16 protein-coding genes are annotated in these 16,312 nt (G+C 73.1%); 7 read left to right on the forward strand and 9 right to left on the reverse strand.

The features are described 5' to 3' along the window. Positions 1–22 precede the first annotated feature (22 nt). Complete coding sequence (ppsA, locus tag HMPREF3159_RS11005) at positions 23–2,425, forward strand: phosphoenolpyruvate synthase (protein ID WP_070501065.1); 2,403 nt, start codon at positions 23–25, stop codon at positions 2,423–2,425. A 113-nt stretch (positions 2,426–2,538) separates the two neighbouring features. Here ppsA and HMPREF3159_RS11010 read toward each other — a convergent pair whose 3' ends face one another. Together HMPREF3159_RS11010 and HMPREF3159_RS11015 are read right to left on the reverse strand one after the other, a co-directional pair. Further along, the gene (locus tag HMPREF3159_RS11010; protein WP_062946962.1) at positions 2,539–2,922 is read right to left on the reverse strand and encodes a cupin domain-containing protein; all 384 of its coding nucleotides are present in this window, start codon (positions 2,920–2,922) and stop codon (positions 2,539–2,541) included. A 296-nt stretch (positions 2,923–3,218) separates the two neighbouring features. Then, positions 3,219–4,790, reverse strand: coding sequence for a nickel pincer cofactor biosynthesis protein LarC (locus HMPREF3159_RS11015; protein ID WP_070501066.1), 1,572 nt, complete (start codon positions 4,788–4,790; stop codon positions 3,219–3,221). Between the two features lie 71 nt (positions 4,791–4,861). Between HMPREF3159_RS11015 and HMPREF3159_RS11020 the strand changes: the two genes are divergently transcribed. The 4 genes from HMPREF3159_RS11020 (at position 4,862) to HMPREF3159_RS11035 (ending at position 9,459) form a co-directional block, all read left to right on the forward strand. Then, positions 4,862–6,628, forward strand: a complete 1,767-nt coding sequence (locus HMPREF3159_RS11020; protein WP_070501067.1) for a bifunctional chorismate-binding protein/class IV aminotransferase — start codon at positions 4,862–4,864, stop codon at positions 6,626–6,628. A 262-nt stretch (positions 6,629–6,890) separates the two neighbouring features. Continuing rightward, positions 6,891–7,625 (forward strand): hypothetical protein, encoded by a 735-nt coding sequence (locus tag HMPREF3159_RS11025; protein WP_070501068.1) that lies wholly within the window; start codon positions 6,891–6,893, stop codon positions 7,623–7,625. Beyond that, positions 7,625–8,995 carry a WXG100 family type VII secretion target gene (locus HMPREF3159_RS11030; protein ID WP_070501069.1) on the forward strand — a complete coding sequence of 457 codons (1,371 nt, stop codon included), beginning with the start codon at positions 7,625–7,627 and terminating at the stop codon, positions 8,993–8,995. Before HMPREF3159_RS11025 ends, HMPREF3159_RS11030 begins: the two co-directional genes overlap by 1 nt. A 35-nt stretch (positions 8,996–9,030) precedes the next feature. After that, positions 9,031–9,459, forward strand: a complete 429-nt coding sequence (locus HMPREF3159_RS11035; protein WP_246821616.1) for a hypothetical protein — start codon at positions 9,031–9,033, stop codon at positions 9,457–9,459. A 9-nt stretch (positions 9,460–9,468) separates the two neighbouring features. On the opposite strand, the gene HMPREF3159_RS11040 is transcribed toward HMPREF3159_RS11035, so the two are convergent. From HMPREF3159_RS11040 to HMPREF3159_RS11055, 4 genes are all read right to left on the reverse strand, one after another. Then, positions 9,469–10,131, reverse strand: a complete 663-nt coding sequence (locus tag HMPREF3159_RS11040; RefSeq protein ID WP_053917169.1) for a carbonic anhydrase — start codon at positions 10,129–10,131, stop codon at positions 9,469–9,471. A gap of 136 nt (positions 10,132–10,267) precedes the next feature. Further along, a complete protein-coding gene (locus HMPREF3159_RS11045; RefSeq protein ID WP_070501071.1) occupies positions 10,268–11,209 on the reverse strand; it encodes a ribokinase in 942 nt (313 codons plus the stop codon). A gap of 16 nt (positions 11,210–11,225) precedes the next feature. Beyond that, complete coding sequence (locus HMPREF3159_RS11050; protein ID WP_070501072.1) at positions 11,226–11,567, reverse strand: TraR/DksA family transcriptional regulator; 342 nt, start codon at positions 11,565–11,567, stop codon at positions 11,226–11,228. Further along, a complete protein-coding gene (locus HMPREF3159_RS11055) occupies positions 11,568–11,990 on the reverse strand; it encodes a VOC family protein (protein WP_070501073.1) in 423 nt (140 codons plus the stop codon). Positions 11,991–12,131: 141 nt separating this feature from the next. On the opposite strand from HMPREF3159_RS11055, the gene HMPREF3159_RS11060 reads away from it, so the two are divergent. Continuing rightward, positions 12,132–13,376, forward strand: a complete 1,245-nt coding sequence (locus HMPREF3159_RS11060; protein WP_070501080.1) for an MFS transporter — start codon at positions 12,132–12,134, stop codon at positions 13,374–13,376. A 34-nt stretch (positions 13,377–13,410) separates the two neighbouring features. Here HMPREF3159_RS11060 and HMPREF3159_RS11065 read toward each other — a convergent pair whose 3' ends face one another. The 3 genes from HMPREF3159_RS11065 to HMPREF3159_RS11080 all read right to left on the reverse strand — a co-directional run bounded on the left by HMPREF3159_RS11065 (position 13,411) and on the right by HMPREF3159_RS11080 (position 15,196). After that, positions 13,411–14,355, reverse strand: coding sequence for a cation diffusion facilitator family transporter (locus HMPREF3159_RS11065; RefSeq protein WP_070501074.1), 945 nt, complete (start codon positions 14,353–14,355; stop codon positions 13,411–13,413). After that, positions 14,352–14,744, reverse strand: a complete 393-nt coding sequence (locus HMPREF3159_RS11070; protein ID WP_070501075.1) for an ArsR/SmtB family transcription factor — start codon at positions 14,742–14,744, stop codon at positions 14,352–14,354. The genes HMPREF3159_RS11065 and HMPREF3159_RS11070 overlap by 4 nt, the downstream gene beginning before the upstream one ends. Before the next feature lie 200 nt (positions 14,745–14,944). Beyond that, a complete protein-coding gene (locus HMPREF3159_RS11080; protein ID WP_070501077.1) occupies positions 14,945–15,196 on the reverse strand; it encodes a hypothetical protein in 252 nt (83 codons plus the stop codon). On the opposite strand from HMPREF3159_RS11080, the gene HMPREF3159_RS11085 reads away from it, so the two are divergent. After that, positions 15,155–16,312, forward strand: a 1,158-nt coding sequence (locus HMPREF3159_RS11085; protein ID WP_246821617.1) for an HAD-IC family P-type ATPase, incomplete at its 3' end; no start/stop codon positions are given. The two genes, HMPREF3159_RS11080 and HMPREF3159_RS11085, sit on opposite strands and share 42 nt — an antisense overlap.

The following is a 16,312-nucleotide window of genomic DNA, read 5'->3' on the forward strand; positions in this document are numbered from 1 at the left end:
TCCCCACCCCGAAGGAGCAGCAATGACGCAGAGCATCCGTTGGTTCTCCGAGCTCGGCATGTCCGATCTCGAGCAGGTCGGAGGCAAGAACGCCTCCCTGGGCGAGATGGTCTCGAACCTCTCCGCCCTCGGCGTCGCGGTGCCCGACGGCTTCGCGACCACCGCCGACGCGTATCGCGAGTTCCTCGGCGCGACGGGTCTGGCGGAGCGGATCGATCAGCGGCTGCAGGGTCTGGACACCGACGACATGATCGCGCTCGCCGAGGCGGGCCGCGAGATCCGGGCGCTGGTCATCGAGCAGCCCTTCCCCTCCGTCCTCGAGGAGGAGATCCGCGAGGCGTACTCGACGCTCGCCGCCGGCAGCGGCGAGGAGGCGTCCTTCGCGGTGCGCTCCTCCGCGACCGCCGAGGACCTGCCGGATGCGTCCTTCGCCGGGCAGCAGGAGACCTTCCTGAACGTGCGCGGCATCGACGACGTGCTGCTCGCGATCCGGGAGGTGTTCGCCTCGCTCTACAACGACCGGGCGATCGCCTACCGCGTCCACCACGACTTCGAGCACGCCGCGGTCGCGCTCAGCGCCGGCGTGCAGAAGATGGTCCGCTCCGACATCGGCTCCTCCGGCGTCATGTTCACCGTCGACACCGAGTCCGGCTTCGACCAGGCCGTGTTCATCACCTCCGCCTTCGGGCTCGGCGAGGGCGTGGTCCAGGGCGCGGTCAACCCCGACGAGTTCTACGTCCACAAGCCCGGGCTGCGCGAGGGCCGGCCCGCGATCCTCAAGCGACAGGTGGGCGAGAAGGCCACCAAGATGATCTACACGACCGACACGGCCGTCGGCCGCACCACCGCCTTCGTCGACGTCGACCCTGCCGAGCGGGTGCGGCTGTCCCTGACCGACGAGCAGGTCACCGAGCTCGCGACCCAGGCGCTGGTCATCGAGGAGCACTACGGCCGAGCGATGGACATCGAATGGGGCCTCGACGGGGCCGACGGGAAGCTGTACATCCTCCAGGCCCGCCCCGAGACCGTGCAGTCCCGCGCCGGGAACACCGTGGAGAAGTACCTCCTGGCCTCCCGCGGCCCCGTCCGGGTCGAGGGCCGCGCGATCGGCGCCCGGATCGGTGCCGGCCCCGTCCGGGTGCTCGACACGATCGACCGCATGCACGAGTTCCAGCCCGGCGAGGTGCTCGTCGCGGACATGACCGACCCCGACTGGGAGCCGATCATGAAGCGCGCCAGCGCCATCGTCACCGACCGCGGCGGCCGCACCTGCCACGCCGCGATCATCGCCCGCGAGCTGGGGATCCCGGCCGTGGTCGGCACCGGCACCGCCTCCCGGGACCTGGCCGACGGCGACGAGGTGACCGTCTCCGCCGCCGAGGGCGACACCGGCTACGTGTACGAGGGGATCCTCGACTACTCGGTCTCCTCCTCCGAGGTCGATTCCATGCCTGCGCTGCCCACGAAGATCATGATGAACGTCGGCAACCCCGAGCAGGCGTTCTCCTTCTCCCGGCTGCCGAACGCGGGGGTGGGTCTGGCGCGGCTGGAGTTCATCGTGAACCGCCAGATCGGCATCCACCCGCGCGCCCTGCTCGAGCTGGACCGGCTGGAGAAGGACGAGCCGGAGATCGCCGCGCAGGTGGCGGAGCAGATCAGCGCCTACGAGGGGCCGCGCGAGTTCTTCGTCCAGCGCGTCGCCGAGGGCGTGGCGACCATCGCCGCGGCCTTCCACCCCGAGCCGGTGATCGTGCGGATGAGCGACTTCAAGTCCAACGAGTACGCGAACCTCCTGGCCGGCACGCTGTTCGAGCCGGAGGAGGAGAACCCGATGATCGGCTACCGCGGCGCCTCGCGGTACCTCTCGGAGGACTTCGCCGACTGCTTCGCGATGGAGTGCGAGGCGCTGCGATACGTGCGCGAGGACATGGGGCTGACCAACGTGAAGCTCATGATCCCCTTCGTGCGCACCCCCGCCGAGGGCAAGGGCGTGATCGACCTGCTCGCGAGCCACGGGCTGGTGCGCGGGGAGAACGGGCTCGAGGTGATCATGATGTGCGAGATCCCCTCGAACGCCGCGGTGCCGGAGCTGTTCCTCGAGCACTTCGACGGCTTCTCGATCGGCTCGAACGACATGACCCAGCTGACGCTGGGCCTCGACCGCGACTCGGCGCTGGTCGCGGACGCCTTCGACGAGCGGGACCCGGCGGTGAAGTTCATGCTGGGCCGTGCGATCGAGGCGTGCCGGGCGGCGGGGAAGTACGTCGGCATCTGCGGGCAGGGCCCGTCGGACCATCCGGACCTCGCCGAATGGCTGCTCGAACAGGGCATCGCCTCGATGTCCCTGAACCCGGACACGGTGGTGGACACGTGGCTGCGGCTCGCGAAGCTGAGCGGCGGACAGGGCGGCGGCGAGGTGGGCTGACGCTCTGACGCGTCGCGAGCTCCCCCGGCGATCCGTCGCGCGGGGAGCTCGCGGCATGGTGGGCTAGGAGCGTTGCCGGGCGCGGTCGGGCCCTGCTCCGTCAGACCGCTCCGTCAGGCTCGGTCCTCGTCCTTCATCACCGGCATCTCGCCGGTGCGGGTGGCGTGGCTGCCGCCGCTGGGCTGCGAGGTGACGGTGGTGAGCAGGAAGGCACAGTCCTCGAGCGCCTCGACGGCGTGGCGGAAGTGGGTGAGCGCGTCGAGGTCGCCGGCGCGCAGCTCCGCCTCCTCCTGACCGGTCACGCGCACGCTGCCGCGCACCACCTGGATCGACGCGGCGGGCGGGGAGTTGTGCTCGGGCAGACGCACGCCGCGGCGCAGCGCGATGACGCTCTGGCGCAGCGGACCGTCGCTCACCAGGACCTCCGCGTGGCGTCCGTTCTCGGCGGTGCGGGCCATGGTCATGGCCTTGGTGATCGCGTCGGGCAGGGCGGGCATGGGGTCCTCCTCCTCAGGAGCGGCGTCGGTCCCTTCCCAGTATCTCGCGGGGGTCGGGGTGCCGCTGTGGAACGGGGGAAGTCGGGCCAGGTGATCGGCCGGGCGCGGCCCGAGGGCCGCTGGTCGTGACCGACGGCGGAACGGGGTGCCGGGAGCGAGCAGCGGTGTTGTCGAAGAAATCGGCGTACGTGATGTACGTGATGTACGTGCTTTTCTGCAGCAGCCCTGCTGGTCGCTGCGGTCGCCGGTGCCGTTGTCGTCCCGTGGGGACCGGGAGAGCGTCGGCACGGGCCGTGTCAGCTGGTCGCGAGACCCGCGGCGGCTTCCTTGGCGAGGTCGAGCATGGTGCGCTCGCTGATGCCGAGCACGCGGGCCGCCGCGGCGACGTCGCGGAACTCGGGCTCGCGACGCACGACGGCGCCGTCCTGGTCGCGGGCGATCTTCACGGCGATGCGCTGGCCGCGCACCTCGACCTCGGCGAACTCGCGGGTGCGGACGATCCGCTCGACCCGGTGCATCCGCACGCCGAGGGTGCCGGTGCGGTCCATGAGCAGGGCCGCGGCGGGGCCTTCGGAGCCCTCGCGGACCAGGGCGTGGATGGTCACCGCAGGGCGGCCGTGCTTCATCGAGATCGGGACGAGCCAGGCGTCCAGAGCGCCCGCGTCCAGCAGCTCCTCGAGGACGCGAGGCCAGAGACGAGGGTCGAGGTCGTCGACGTTCGCCTCGAGCTGGAGGGCGGAGGTGGGGGTGGCGTGGGCGTCGGGCGGGAGATCGTCGGCGGGCAGCTCGTTCGCGGCGAGGGTGCTGGGGGCGGGGGCGAGGTCTGATGCCGCGGGATCGGCCGAGCCGGGATCGGTCGAGGCGGGATCGGTCGCCCGCGGCGCCGTGGACCGGGGGGCGGTCGTCGGGAGTGCGAGGGATGGCCGCCCGGCGGCGTGCGGCTCGGGGGTGAACGGGCGGCCGACGAGGACCCGGACGACGTTCGGGCGGCCCGGGGTGTCCTTGGTGCCGGCGCCGACGCCGAGCGCTTCGGTGGCGATCATCGGCTGGGGGCCGGCAGTCGCGGCGAGGCCGCGCAGGAGGGCGACGCCGGTGGGCGTCGCGAGCTCGCCGATGCCGGGGGCGACACCGGCCGGGACGCGCCGGCCGCCGTGCTCGTGCGGACCGCCCTGGGCGTGGGCGGGCAGCGCTGCGTCCGAGTCGGGGACGGGGACCGCGTCGTGGGAATGGGGATGGTCGTGCGCGTGGTCGTGGCTGTGGGAGTGCGCGTGCCCGCGCGGGGGGAGGATCTCGCCGGCGACCGTCGGCCAGCCGAGGGCGAGGCGGGCGACCGCGGGGACCGGGACGGGGATGTCGCCGTGCGCGGCGCGGATCCGGCCCGAGCCGACGGCGAGCACGCTGCCCGTCGCCTCCTCGACGCCGAGCTGACGCCACGCCTCGCAGGCCCCGATCACGTCGGCCAGGGAGTCCAGCGCCCCGACCTCGTGGAAGTGGACCTCGTCGGCCGGGACCCCGTGGGTCGCGCCCTCCGCCTCGGCGAGGCGGCCGAAGACCGCCAGCGCCAGGTCGATCGTGCGCTCGGGGACGTCGTCGCGGCCCCGCGCCTCTTCGAGCAGGTCCCGGATCGAGGCCCAGGTGCGGTGCGGCGGGTCGTCGACCAGCACCTCCACGTCGACCTTCACCGCGCGCTGCCCGCCGCGGTCCACGTCGGTGCGGACGAAGCGCACTGAGTCCGGGACCAGGGCGTCGAGCACCTGCTGGACGCGCGCGAGGTCCGCGCCGGCGTCGACGAGCGCGGCCAGCAGCATGTCGCCGGCGATCCCGGCGGTCGCGTCGACATAGGCGGTGCGGGGGGTGGCGGGATCCATGACCGGATCGTATCGGCACCGCCTCCTCGGACCACCACGACGACGAGCCCCGGATCGGGCAGAATGCGGGGATGACCTCCGCTTCCGCTCCCGCGCCGCGTGCCCGGCTCGACGACCTCGTCGCGGGCACGACGCTGCAGTTCGGCCGCTTCGCGCGGGAGATCCGGGCGGAGCGGCCCGAGGAGGTGCGGCTCGCGCTCGCCGAGATCGAGCAGGCCGTCGCCGACGGGGCCTGGGCAGTGGTGATGATCGCCTACGAGGCCGCCGCCGGGCTCGACCCCGACGCACAGGTCCACACCGGGCAGGACGGACTGCCGCTGGTGTGGGCGGGGATCGCGGGGGCCCCGGACCCCGACCCCGCCCCGCTCACCCCCGCGGGCGGGTACGCGCTCGAGGCCTGGCAGCCCGACTGGACCCGGGCCGAGCACGCCGAGGCGATCGCGGCCGTGCGGGCGGCGATCGCCGAGGGCGACACCTACCAGACGAACCTCACCACCAGGCTCCGCTCGCGCCTCGTCGGCGACCCCTACGGCCTCTACGGCGACCTCGCCCACCGTCAGCGCGGCGCCCACCACGCCTATCTCGAACTCGGCCGCCACACGGTCGTCTCGGCGAGCCCCGAGACCTTCCTGACCTGGGACGGGAACGAGATCATGACCGCGCCGATGAAGGGCACTGCCCCGCGCACCGGCGATCCCGCGACGGACGAGGCGGCGCGGGCGATGCTCGCGACGGGGGAGAAGGACCGCGCCGAGAACGTCATGATCGTGGACCTGCTGCGCAACGACATGGCCCGGATCAGCGAGCCCGGCAGCGTCGAGGTCACCGAGCTGCTCGGCGTCGAGGAGTACCCGACCCTGTTCCAGCTCGTCTCCCGCCTGCGCTCCCGGCCCCTGCCCGGCACCGGGCTCGTGGGCGTGCTCGGCGCGATGTTCCCCTGTGGCTCGATCACCGGCGCCCCGAAGCTCTCCACGATGGAGCTGATCACCCGCCTCGAGGACACCCCGCGCGGCGTGTACTGCGGCGCGATCGGCGTCATCGCCCCGGGCCGCGAGGGGGAGCACCCGCGGGCGAGCCTCTCCGTCGCGATTCGCACCGTCGTCATCGACCACGAAGCCGGCGGTGCTGCCGTCTACGGCGCGGGCGGCGGCGTGACCTGGGGATCCACGGCCGACGGGGAGTACGACGAGCTGCTGGTCAAGGCCGCCGTGCTGCCGACGGGGCAGCGCGAGCCCTTCGCGCTGCTGGAGACCTTCGCCGTGAGGGACGGCCGTGCGCAGCACCTCGAGACCCATCTCGAGCGACTGCGCGGCTCGGCCGAGCGCTTCGGGATCGGGATCGACGAGGAGGCGCTGCAGGCCGCGCTCGGGCAGGTCGCCGCACTCGAGGGCGAGCAGCTGGTGCGGCTGCGGCTGCGGCGCGACGGGAGCGTTTTCGCCGAGCCCCGCCCGCTCACTCCCGCGCCGGAGCCGGTGCGGCTCGCGGTCGACACGGTGCCGACGGTCTTCCCCGCCGGGCTCAGCGCGCACAAGACCACGGTGCGCGATCACTTCGACGCGGCGCGTGGACGTCACCCGGAGGCCGATGACGTCATCCTCCGCGGGGCTCACGGCCGGCTGGTCGAGACCACCATCGCGAGCCTCGCCCTGCGCCTGGACGGCACCTGGTGCACCCCGCCGCTCGAGGACGGCTGTCTCGACGGGGTGGGGCGACGCCTCGCGCTCGAGGGCGGGGAGCTCGTGGAGCGGGAGCTGACTGCCTCCGACCTGGAGAGGGCGGAGGAGATCGCGGTGATCAGCTCCGCGCGCGGGTGGCGTCGGGCGGTGCTGCACGGCTGAGGCGGGCGGTCGACCGCCTGCTGGCGCGCCGTCGGCCGGGCCGCTGAAGGACCGCTCGCCGCGCGGGCGGCCGGTGCGTCGGACTCCTGCCGGTCGCCTGCCTGCTCGCCCGCCGCTTGTCCATGGGGAGTCCTCCCCATTCCCACCCCCGTCGGCCGCGCCTAGCGTGCGCGGAGGAGTGGTGTGACGACGGGCGAGGGGGACGGTCATGGGGAATCGGGAAGAGCCGGGGCAGGTGAGGACGCCAGGGGCGGGGCCGCGGGTGACCGCGCTGCCCGGGCCCTCGCGACTGGTGCGGATCAGCGAGGGGGCCTTCGCCCGGGTGCGTGAGCTCGCGCTCGAGGAGGAGCCCTCCCCTGAGCTCACCGAGGAGCAGGTCGTCGAGCTCGAGCTCGCCGGGCTCCTCGTCGACTCCCCGGACGACGAGGACGCGCTCGTCCTCGACCAGCACTGGGAGCAGCTGCTGCGCAGCGGGCTGCGCTCGCCGGTCGGCGCCGAGCTCGTCTGCGTCGACGGCGACCGCGGCTGGACCACCACGCTGCGGATCGCCGGACGATTCGTGCTGGTCATCGACCAGGAGCACGAGGTCGGCGCCGACGAGACGACGATGCGGCTCGGCCGACGCTCCAACGCCGTGCTGCTGGGCCTGGCGACCATCGAGCACCTCGGCGCGCTCGTGCGGGCCCTCGTGCCGCAGCGCCCCGCCTTCACCGACGCGGAGCCCGCCCCCGCCCCGGAGCACCTCGCCGACGCCCCGTCGATCGCGCAGGTGCAGATGGTCGTCGTCTCCTCCCCGACCCCGGAGGAGACCACCGTCGGCGGCGGCTCCTGGTACGCGCTCGGACAGCACGGCGAGCAGCTCGCCGTGCTGGTCCCCGGCGAGGACGGCGCCGAGGTGCGCGAGGCCGCCCCGGGCTCCCTCGCGGACGCGCTGTGCGCGAAGGTGATCGGCGCGCTCGACCACGTCACCGCCCACGCCGCGGCGAGGGCCGCCTGATGAGCTTCCAGGGCATGGACACCGAGCAGGTCACGGGACATGCCGAGGCGCTCGCCCGGGCGGCGCAGCGCCTCGAGGGGCTGCTCGGCGAGCTCGACGGCAGCGTCCGGTCGGTCGCCTGGGTCGGCCCGGACGCCGACGCCTTCCGCGAGCAGTGGGGGAGCACCCGTCGCGAGGGCGAGTCGCTCGTGATGCCCGGGCTCGAGGACCGCTCCCGCGAGCTGCAGCAGCACGTCGAGGAGCAGGACCGCGCCTCCGAGGACGGCGGCTGGTTCGGCGACATGATGGACTGGCTGGGGGACGCCGCCGGCGACGTCGTCGACGTGGTCGGCGACGGCATGGACTGGCTGGGCGACCGCATCTCCGACGGCGCGGACTGGGCCGGCGACCGGATCGGCGAGGGCCTGGACTGGCTCGGGGACCGCGTCCAGGACGGGAAGGACCTGGTCAGCACCGCGATCGACGCCGTGCGGGACTTCGAATGGCCGCGGGTCACGGAACTGCTGGTCGACGGAGCGACCGGGCTCATCCGCGGCACCGGCGCTGCCATCGAGGCTCTCACCGGGATCGACCTGAAGCTCGCCGACGACGGCACCGGCTACGCGGACGCGCCGGTCCCCGTCACCGGTGAGGACTCCGGCCTCGTGCCCCCGAGCGACCTCTCCCAGATCATCGCGAACACCCAGCAGACCTACGGCGACAAGGAGACCGGCGAGGTCTCGATGAGCGTGGTCGGCAACCCGCCCACCGGCGTGATCGTCAACATCCCCGGCACGGAGCAGTGGGGGCTGAGCGCCGGGGACAACCCGATGGACCTCACCGGCAATGCGCTGCAGGCGGGCTCCGGCGGCTGGTCCGCCGGCTCCCAGGCGACGGCCGACGCGATCGCGCAGCTCTATGCGCAGAACAACATCCCGCCCGACACCCCGCTGATGCTGAACGGCCACTCGCAGGGCGGCATGATCGCCTCGAGCCTCGCCGCGAACGAGGACTTCGCCTCGCAGTACAACCTCACCAACGTCATGACCTACGGCTCGCCGGTGGACAACTACTCGGTCCCCTCCTCCGTGAACCAGCTGAACCTCCAGCACGGCGGTGACGCGGTGCCCAGGATCGACCTCGGCGGACTCGCCCTGGGCCCGGGCGGCGGCGGAAGCGACGGGGCCACGAACATCACCCTCGACAGCCCGAGCTGGAACCCGCTGACCAACCACAGCGGCGGCGAGTACCAGAACTCCGTCCAGACCCAGCTGCAGGACCCGGACTCGGCGCTCTCCCAGTACAGCCAGGACCCGAGCCTCGCCCCCTTCCTCACCGGCGACCCCGGGAACGTGCAGCACTACCGCTCGGGCGTGCACCGCGAGAACTGAGGCGTCGCGAGGTGACGGTGGGGGATGATGGGCCGATGAGAGGCGTCGGCCGCAGAGGAGTGCTGGTGGGGATCGTGGGAAGCCTGCTCGCCGCCTGCGGGCTCGGCGGGCGCAGCGACGTCGGCGCCGTGCAGGACGCGCTGCGCACCGCCGTCGAGGCGCTGCCCGAGCACCGCGGCGGGCTCGTGCAGTTCCAGGACTCCACCAACGCCGGCACCACGATCGGCGGGGTGCTCGTGCTGGCGGGCGAGGACCGGGCCGGCGTCGAGCAGTCCCTGCGCACGGTGCTGGGGACCGTCTCCCGGACCTACCGCGAGCAGCCCGGGGTGCGACGGGCCTTCGTGCGGATCGAGGCACATCCCGAGGGCGACGCCGCGACGAGGGTGCTCGCCGCCGACGTGGTCGAGCCGGCCTCGGGCGCGAACGTCACCACCGACGACCTCGAGGCGCAGCTCGGCCGCTGATCGCTCTGCTCAGCGCGCGACGTCGAGCTGACCGACCCAGGAGATCGGGGAGACCCGGCCCTCCTCGAGCTGGTACTGGCAGCCGACGATCCCGAGCCTGCCCTCGGCGACCGCGTCGGAGATGACGGTGGACTGGCGCATGAGGGCGTTGACCGTCTCGTCGAGGTGGCGACGGCCCACGGCGTCCACGTCGATCAGCGTCGGCTCGACGTAGGGGCTGACCTGCTGGGTCGCGAACCACTCCTGCTGCACGGCCGGGCGGATCTCCTCGAGCTCCTTGCGGATCGCGGGGGTGACCTCGCTGGGGTTCGCGGTGGTCTGGTCGATCGCGGCCTTCACCGCGCCGCAGGAGCCGTGGGCGAGCACCACGATGACGGCGACGCCGAGCTCCGCGACCGCGAACTCCATGGTCGCGACCGTGTTCTCGTTCGCGATCTGGCCGATGTTGCGCACCACGAAGAGATCGCCCAGGCCGCAGTCGAAGAGGATCTCCGCCGCGACGCGCGAGTCGGAGCAGCCCAGGAACGCCGCGTTCGGCGCCTGCGCCCCGGTCAGCTCGGAGCGACGGGCCGCGTTCTGCTGCGGGTGGCGCAGCTCCCCGGCCATGAACCTCTCGTTCCCCTCGGCGAGGGCATCCCAGGCCTGCTGGACGGTGACGCGGGGAGTAGTCATGGGGGCGATCCTTCGTGGTGGGGTCCGCCGGGCGGGTCCGCTCGGCGCAGGGGCGCGACCTCGCGGGCTCACGCCCCGCCGCAGGATACTCCCGCGTCCGCTCCGGCTCCGTGGCGTCCGCCGTGAGGGCGTCGCCTCAGGCCTCGTGCAGCGGCGGGAGCTCGTCGGCGGTGGTGGGATAGCTCGGCTGGGCGCCCGCGCCGGTCGCGGCGAAGGCGCCGACGCGGGAGGCGAGGCGGGCGGCGGTGGCGAGATCGTCGCCGCGGGCGAGACCGAGCGCGAGCGCGCCGATGAAGGCGTCGCCGGAGCCGGTGGTGTCCACCGCCTCGACCGGAGCGGGCGGGATGCGGCGCACGCCGCCCTGGTCGGCGACCAGCGAGCCGCCGGCGCCGAGGGTGAGGACGGCCGAGGGGATCCCCGCCGCGCGCAGGGCGGCGACGACGGCCTCGGGATCCTCGGGGGCCTCCTGGCCGGGGGCGAGCTGGGCAAGGACGAGCCCGGCCTCGTGCTGGTTCACGACCAGCGGGTCCGAGGCGCGCAGCACTGCCGGATCCAGCTCCATCACCGGTGCGGGGTTGTGGAGGAACCTCCCCGCGACCAGCGCGGGCAGCGCCTCGATGCCGTCCCGCGGGATCTCCCCCTGGCACACGACGATGCGCGCTGCGGAGATGACCTCGGCCGCGGCCCGCACTCGGGCGGCGTCCATGGCGTCGTTCGCGCCCGCGATGACGACGATCGAGTTCTCGCCGTCCTCCGCGACCGTCACGATCGCCAGTCCCGTCGGCCCCTCGATCTCCGCGACATGGCCGAGGTCGACGCCGGCCTCGCGCAGCGCGGACAGCGCCACCTCGGCCTGGACGTCGGAGCCGACGGCGCCCACCATCGCGACCCGTGCGCCGAGGCGCGCGGCGGCGACGGCCTGGTTCGCGCCCTTGCCGCCGGGGAGCATCTGCCCGCCCGTGCCGTGCAGGGTCTCCCCGGGCCGAGGGTGGCGCTGCACCTGCGCGAGGAGATCGACGTTCACGGAGCCGACGACGACGATCGTGCCGTCGGGCGAGGAGGCGGTCGCAGCGGTCATGACGGGAAGCCTACGGTCAGGAGGCGTGATCCACGCAGGTCCTCGCCGTCGGCCGGACCTCGAGGCGGGCGCGCGGGATCGGCCGCCCGCACACCTCGCAGATGCCGTAGCTGCCGTCCTCGAGCCGCTGCTCGGCGGCGTCGAGATCGACGAGGTGCTGCTCGGCACCGGCCAGCAGGGCCTCGGTGCGGGAGCGGTCCACAGCGGTGGTCTGCCCCTCGGGGTCGTGCTCGTCGTCGGTCGAGGTCAGCGCCATCCCGTCGAGGATCGCGGCGTAGTCGCGGCGGAGCGCCTCGATCCGCTCGTGGGTGCGGGTGCGTTCGGCCTCGAGCAGGGCCCGGAGGTCGTCGGAGACCACTCAGCCCTCGCTGCCGGAGATGTTGACCTGCCACACGATGCCGAAGCGGTCGGTGAAGGCGCCGTAGACATCGCCCCACATCTGCTTCTCGAGCGGCATCGTGATCTCGCCGCCCACGGACAGCTTCTCGTAGGCGCTGCGCAGCACCGTCTCGTCATCGCCCATCAGGGAGAGGGTGACGTTGGTGCCGCGGGTGTACCCGCCCATCCCCTCGACCACGTCCGAGGCGTAGAGGCGGATCAGGTCGGTGATTTCGAGCGAGCCGTGCATGATCTTGTCGGCTGCGGGGTCGCCCTCGGGAACGGCCTGGAACTCCCCGAAGGTGGCGAACTGGGGCGTGGCCCCGAGGGCCTCGCCGTAGAACTCGAACGCCTCGCGGGCGTTGCCGCCGAAGTTGAGGTAGGGATGCAGTGCAGCGGGCATGGCGGACGTCCTCCTCGGCGTCGGCGCCGGCTCGATGCCGGGCGCTCGGGGAGAGCGTAGGCCCGGGGGCCGACAGTCCACCAGGGGCGATGCGACGGACAGCCCGTGACCTGCGGTCTCCCCCTGCGTACGCTCGTCCGCGTGACCTCCTCGCCCACGATCTCCCTGCGTCGACGCCGCTTCGCGCTCTACGCCCTGTTCCTGCTGCCGGGCCTGAGCATGTCCGCGTGGGTCACCCGCACGCCCGCGGTGCGGGACCTGCTGGACGCCTCCACTGCGCAGATGGGGCTGGTGCTCTTCGGCCTCTCGATCGGGTCGATGCTGGGGATCCTCTCCTCCGGACCGCTCGTGATGCGGCTCGGCACCCGTCCCGTGGTCCTCGCGGGGTCGACGCTGGTGGTCGTCGCACTGCCCACGATCGCGCTCGGCGCCTCGATGGGACAGCCGCTCCTCACCGCCTTCGGCCTCGCGCTGTTCGGCGGCGGCATGGGCGGCGGCGAGGTCGCCATGAACGTCGAGGGCGCCGAGGTCGAGAGGCTCGGCGGGCGCTCCTTCCTCCCCTCCCTGCACGGCTGCTTCAGCCTCGGCACCGTGATCGGCGCGGTGCTCGGCATGCTCGCCAACGGCGCGGGCTTCCCGGTGGTGCCTCATCTCGTCGCCACCGCCGTGGTCGGCGCGGGGCTTCTGCTCTGGGCGATGGGCGCGATCCCGACCGGGACCGGGAGGGTCACCGCCGCCGAGCGCGCCGCGCAGGCGGCGACGCCGCGGCCCGCGATCTGGAAGGACCTGCGGCTGGTGTGCATCGGCGGGGTCGTGCTCGCCATGGCGCTCGCCGAGGGCACCGCCAACGACTGGCTGCCGCTGCTCATGGTCGACGGGCACGGCTTCGGCGCGACCATGGGCTCGCTCGTGTTCGCCCTGTTCGCGGCCTCGATGACCATCGGCCGCTTCTCCGGCGGGCCGATCGTGGAGCGCGTCGGCCGCTCCCGCGTGCTCCTGGTCAGCGCCCTGTTCGCCGCGACCGGCCTCGCGCTCATCGCCTACGTGGACAGCCAGGTCGTGGCCGTCGGCGCCGTCGTGCTCTGGGGCCTCGGCGCCTCCCTCGGCTTCCCCCTCGCGCTCTCCGCCGCCGGGGACTCCGGCCCGAACCCCGCCGCGCGCGTCGCCCTCGCCTCGGTGATCGGCTATCTCGCCTTCCTCGTCGGCCCGCCGACGCTCGGGTTCCTCGGCGAGGAGATCGGTCTGCGCGGCGCGCTCGTCGTCCCCCTCGCGGTCGCGCTCCTCGCGGCGGTGCTCAGCCCCGCCACCGCGACGCGCAGGCCGACGGCGGAGGAGCAGCTGGGGACGGCGGAAGCAGGGGGAGGGCCCGCGGCGTCTGTTCTGTGAGGTGATCGGGCCGTGTTCCTCGGCGGCGCCGCGCTCAGACGTGCAGCATTCGGGCCGTTTCACGCGCGTGCACGTGGGGGCTCTCCATCTGGATGGTCGCGTGCTCGAAGGCGACGGGGAAGTGGGTGCGCACGCACTCGTGGACCTCCTCGAGGATCTCCATCGCATGCGACGAGCCGAAGCACTCCTCGGCCACCACCACGTGCGCGGAGAGGATCGGCAGGCTGCTGCCGACGTTGGAGGCGTGCAGGTCGTGGACGTCCCGGACGTGCTCGAGGGCCAGCAGGTGCTCGCGCACCTCGTCGAGGTCCACACCCTCGGGGGTGTACTCCATGAGGATCCGCAGGGTGTCGCGCAGGATCCGCACCGCGCGCGGCACGATCAGCGCCGCGATGAACAGACCTGCGAGCGCGTCGGCCTGCTGGAAGCCGGTGTACCGGATGACGAGCGCCGCGACGATCACGCCGAGGGAGCCGAGTGCGTCGTTCGCGACCTCGAGGAAGGCCGCCTTCATGTTCAGGCTCGTGTCCTTGCCGCCGACGAGCACGAGGATCGCCACCAGGTTCACCGCGAGCCCGACCGCGCCGAAGACGAGCAGCTCCGTCGAGGCGATCTCGGGCGGGGAGGCGAGGCGGCGCAGCCCCTCGATCGCGGTGTAGGTGCCGACGACGATCAGCAGCGTCGCCTGGGCCAGCGCCGCGAGCACCTCGATCCGGGCGAAGCCCCAGGTGCGGGTGGGACTCGCGGGACGCAGCAGCATCGTCGCCGCGATCAGTGCGACCAGCAGGCCGGAGGCGTCCACGAGCGCGTGCGCGGTGTCGGTGAGCAGGGCGAGGGAGCCCGTGACCACGCTGCCGACCGCCTGCGCGAGGACGATCAGCGCCGTCAGCCCGAAGGCGATCGCGAGGCGGGTGCGGCCGGTCGTCGGGGAGGCGTGGCTGTGGCCGTGGCCGTGGCCGTGGGTGTGCGAGGCGGTCATCGCGGACTCTCCTCGTCGGCCGGACCGCCGCCGACGCGCGGGTCGTGCAGGTGCTCGTGGATCGTCGGCGCCGCGCCCGCGCCGGAGAGCATCGTCGCGGCCATGGCGAGCAGGGAGCGCAGCTGCTCCGCGTCCGACAGGGAGAACCAGGAGGCGCGGCCCTCGCTGCGGGAGCGGATCAGTCCGCAGTCCCGCAGGCAGGCGAGGTGCTTGCTGACCGTGGACTGGGCCAGGTGCAGGTGGTCGACGAGATCCCGCACCCGGTGCTCGCCCGTGGAGAGGTGCTGGAGCAGCGTGAGCCGGGTCGGCTCGGCCAGCGCGTGGAAGAGCGCGGCCTGGGACTCGTCCACGTCGAAGAGAGGGGGAGAGGATTCCATCGGCATCGCCATGCGGCGATCATATCGATGTATGGCGATGATTTGGAGGGGCGCTGGATGGGGGTGCTCGTGGCGACTTCCGTGTACGTCATGTGCTTCATGTACGTGATGTACGTGGATTTCTTCGGCGACTCCCCGGTTCGGAGGCGGACGGTCGGCGTTCGGTGGGGAGTGGTGGGTGACGCCGGGCCGCCACCCTTGGCCAATACCCCCTAGGGGTATAGGGTCGCGGTATGAGCACACAGCACGAGGGGCACGGACGACAGGACTCCCACGTCGCTCTCGGCGGCGAGGGCGGCGATCGGAGAACGCACCAGCACGAGGGCCGCGGGGGCCACGATGGACATGACGCGCACGTCGGGCGCGACATGGATGCCGGGCATCACGGGAGCGGGGCTCACCACGATCACGGCGGCCACGACATGCACGCCGGGCACGGGGGTCGCGGCGGGCACGGCGATCACGTCGCGCAGTTCCGTCGGATGTTCTGGATCATGCTGGTGCTCGCGGTGCCTGTCGTCGGCCTCTCGCCGATGTTCGCGGACCTGATCGGCTACACGATCCCGGACGTGCCGGGCCTTCGCTGGGTCGCGCCGCTGCTCGGCACCGTCATGTACGTGTGGGGTGGGCGGCCGTTCCTCACCGGCGGACTCTCGGAGCTCCGCTCCCGCGCGCCGGGGATGATGCTGTTGATCAGCCTCGGCATCACCGTCGCGTTCCTGTCCTCCTGGGGCGCGACCCTGGGCCTGCTCCACCACGAGCTCGAGTTCTGGTGGGAGCTCGCGCTGCTGATCGTGATCATGCTGCTCGGGCACTGGATCGAGATGCGCTCCCTCGCGCACACCTCCTCGGCCCTCGACTCCCTCGCCGCGCTCCTGCCCGATGGGGCCGAGCGGATCGAGGGCGACCAGATCGTCACCGTCGCCCCCTCCGAGCTGCGCGAGGGCGATGTCGTGCTGGTCCGCCCCGGCGCCTCGATCCCGGCCGACGGCACCGTCGTCGAGGGCCGCGCCGACGTCGACGAGTCGATGATCACCGGCGAGTCCCGGGCCGCCCCGCGCACCGCCGGGGATCGCGTGGTCGCCGGCACCGTCGCGACCGACTCGAACCTGCGCATCGAGGTCACCGAGACCGGCGAGGGCACGGCGCTCGCCGGCATCCAGCGCCTGGTCTCCGAGGCGCAGAGCTCCTCCTCCCGTGCCCAGCGCATCGCCGACAGGGCCGCCGCCTGGCTGTTCTGGTTCGCGCTCGGCACCGCCGTCATCACCGCGCTCGTCTGGACGCTGCTGGGCATGCCCGACGAAGCCGTCATCCGCACCGTGACCGTGCTGGTCATCGCCTGCCCGCACGCGCTGGGCCTGGCGATCCCGCTGGTCGTCTCGCTCGCCACGGAGCGTGCGGCCCGCGCCGGCGTGCTCGTCACCGACCGCCTCGCTCTCGAGGGCATGCGCACCGTGGACACCGTGCTGTTCGACAAGACCGGCACCCTCACCCGCGGCGAGCCCGAGCTCTCCGAGATCGTCGTCGCCCCCGGCGGCGGGCTCGACGCGCCGACGCTCCTGGGCCTCGCGGCAGCCGCC

The sequence above is a fragment of the Brachybacterium sp. HMSC06H03 genome (assembly GCF_001807385.1).
Classification (GTDB): domain Bacteria; phylum Actinomycetota; class Actinomycetes; order Actinomycetales; family Dermabacteraceae; genus Brachybacterium; species Brachybacterium conglomeratum.

Excerpts from the sequence above, each read along its gene's own strand:
- ppsA (WP_070501065.1), top strand. The coding sequence starts at position 23 with ATGACGCAGAGCATCCGTTGGTTCTCCGAGCTCGGCATGTCCGATCTC.
- HMPREF3159_RS11010 (WP_062946962.1), bottom strand. The coding sequence starts at position 2,922 with ATGCCCGCCCTGCCCGACGCGATCACCAAGGCCATGACCATGGCCCGC.
- HMPREF3159_RS11015 (WP_070501066.1), bottom strand. The coding sequence starts at position 4,790 with ATGGATCCCGCCACCCCCCGCACCGCCTATGTCGACGCGACCGCCGGG.
- HMPREF3159_RS11020 (WP_070501067.1), top strand. The coding sequence starts at position 4,862 with ATGACCTCCGCTTCCGCTCCCGCGCCGCGTGCCCGGCTCGACGACCTC.
- HMPREF3159_RS11030 (WP_070501069.1), top strand. The coding sequence starts at position 7,625 with ATGAGCTTCCAGGGCATGGACACCGAGCAGGTCACGGGACATGCCGAG.
- HMPREF3159_RS11035 (WP_246821616.1), top strand. The coding sequence starts at position 9,031 with ATGAGAGGCGTCGGCCGCAGAGGAGTGCTGGTGGGGATCGTGGGAAGC.
- HMPREF3159_RS11040 (WP_053917169.1), bottom strand. The coding sequence starts at position 10,131 with ATGACTACTCCCCGCGTCACCGTCCAGCAGGCCTGGGATGCCCTCGCC.
- HMPREF3159_RS11045 (WP_070501071.1), bottom strand. The coding sequence starts at position 11,209 with ATGACCGCTGCGACCGCCTCCTCGCCCGACGGCACGATCGTCGTCGTC.
- HMPREF3159_RS11055 (WP_070501073.1), bottom strand. The coding sequence starts at position 11,990 with ATGCCCGCTGCACTGCATCCCTACCTCAACTTCGGCGGCAACGCCCGC.
- HMPREF3159_RS11065 (WP_070501074.1), bottom strand. The coding sequence starts at position 14,355 with ATGACCGCCTCGCACACCCACGGCCACGGCCACGGCCACAGCCACGCC.
- HMPREF3159_RS11070 (WP_070501075.1), bottom strand. The coding sequence starts at position 14,744 with ATGGCGATGCCGATGGAATCCTCTCCCCCTCTCTTCGACGTGGACGAG.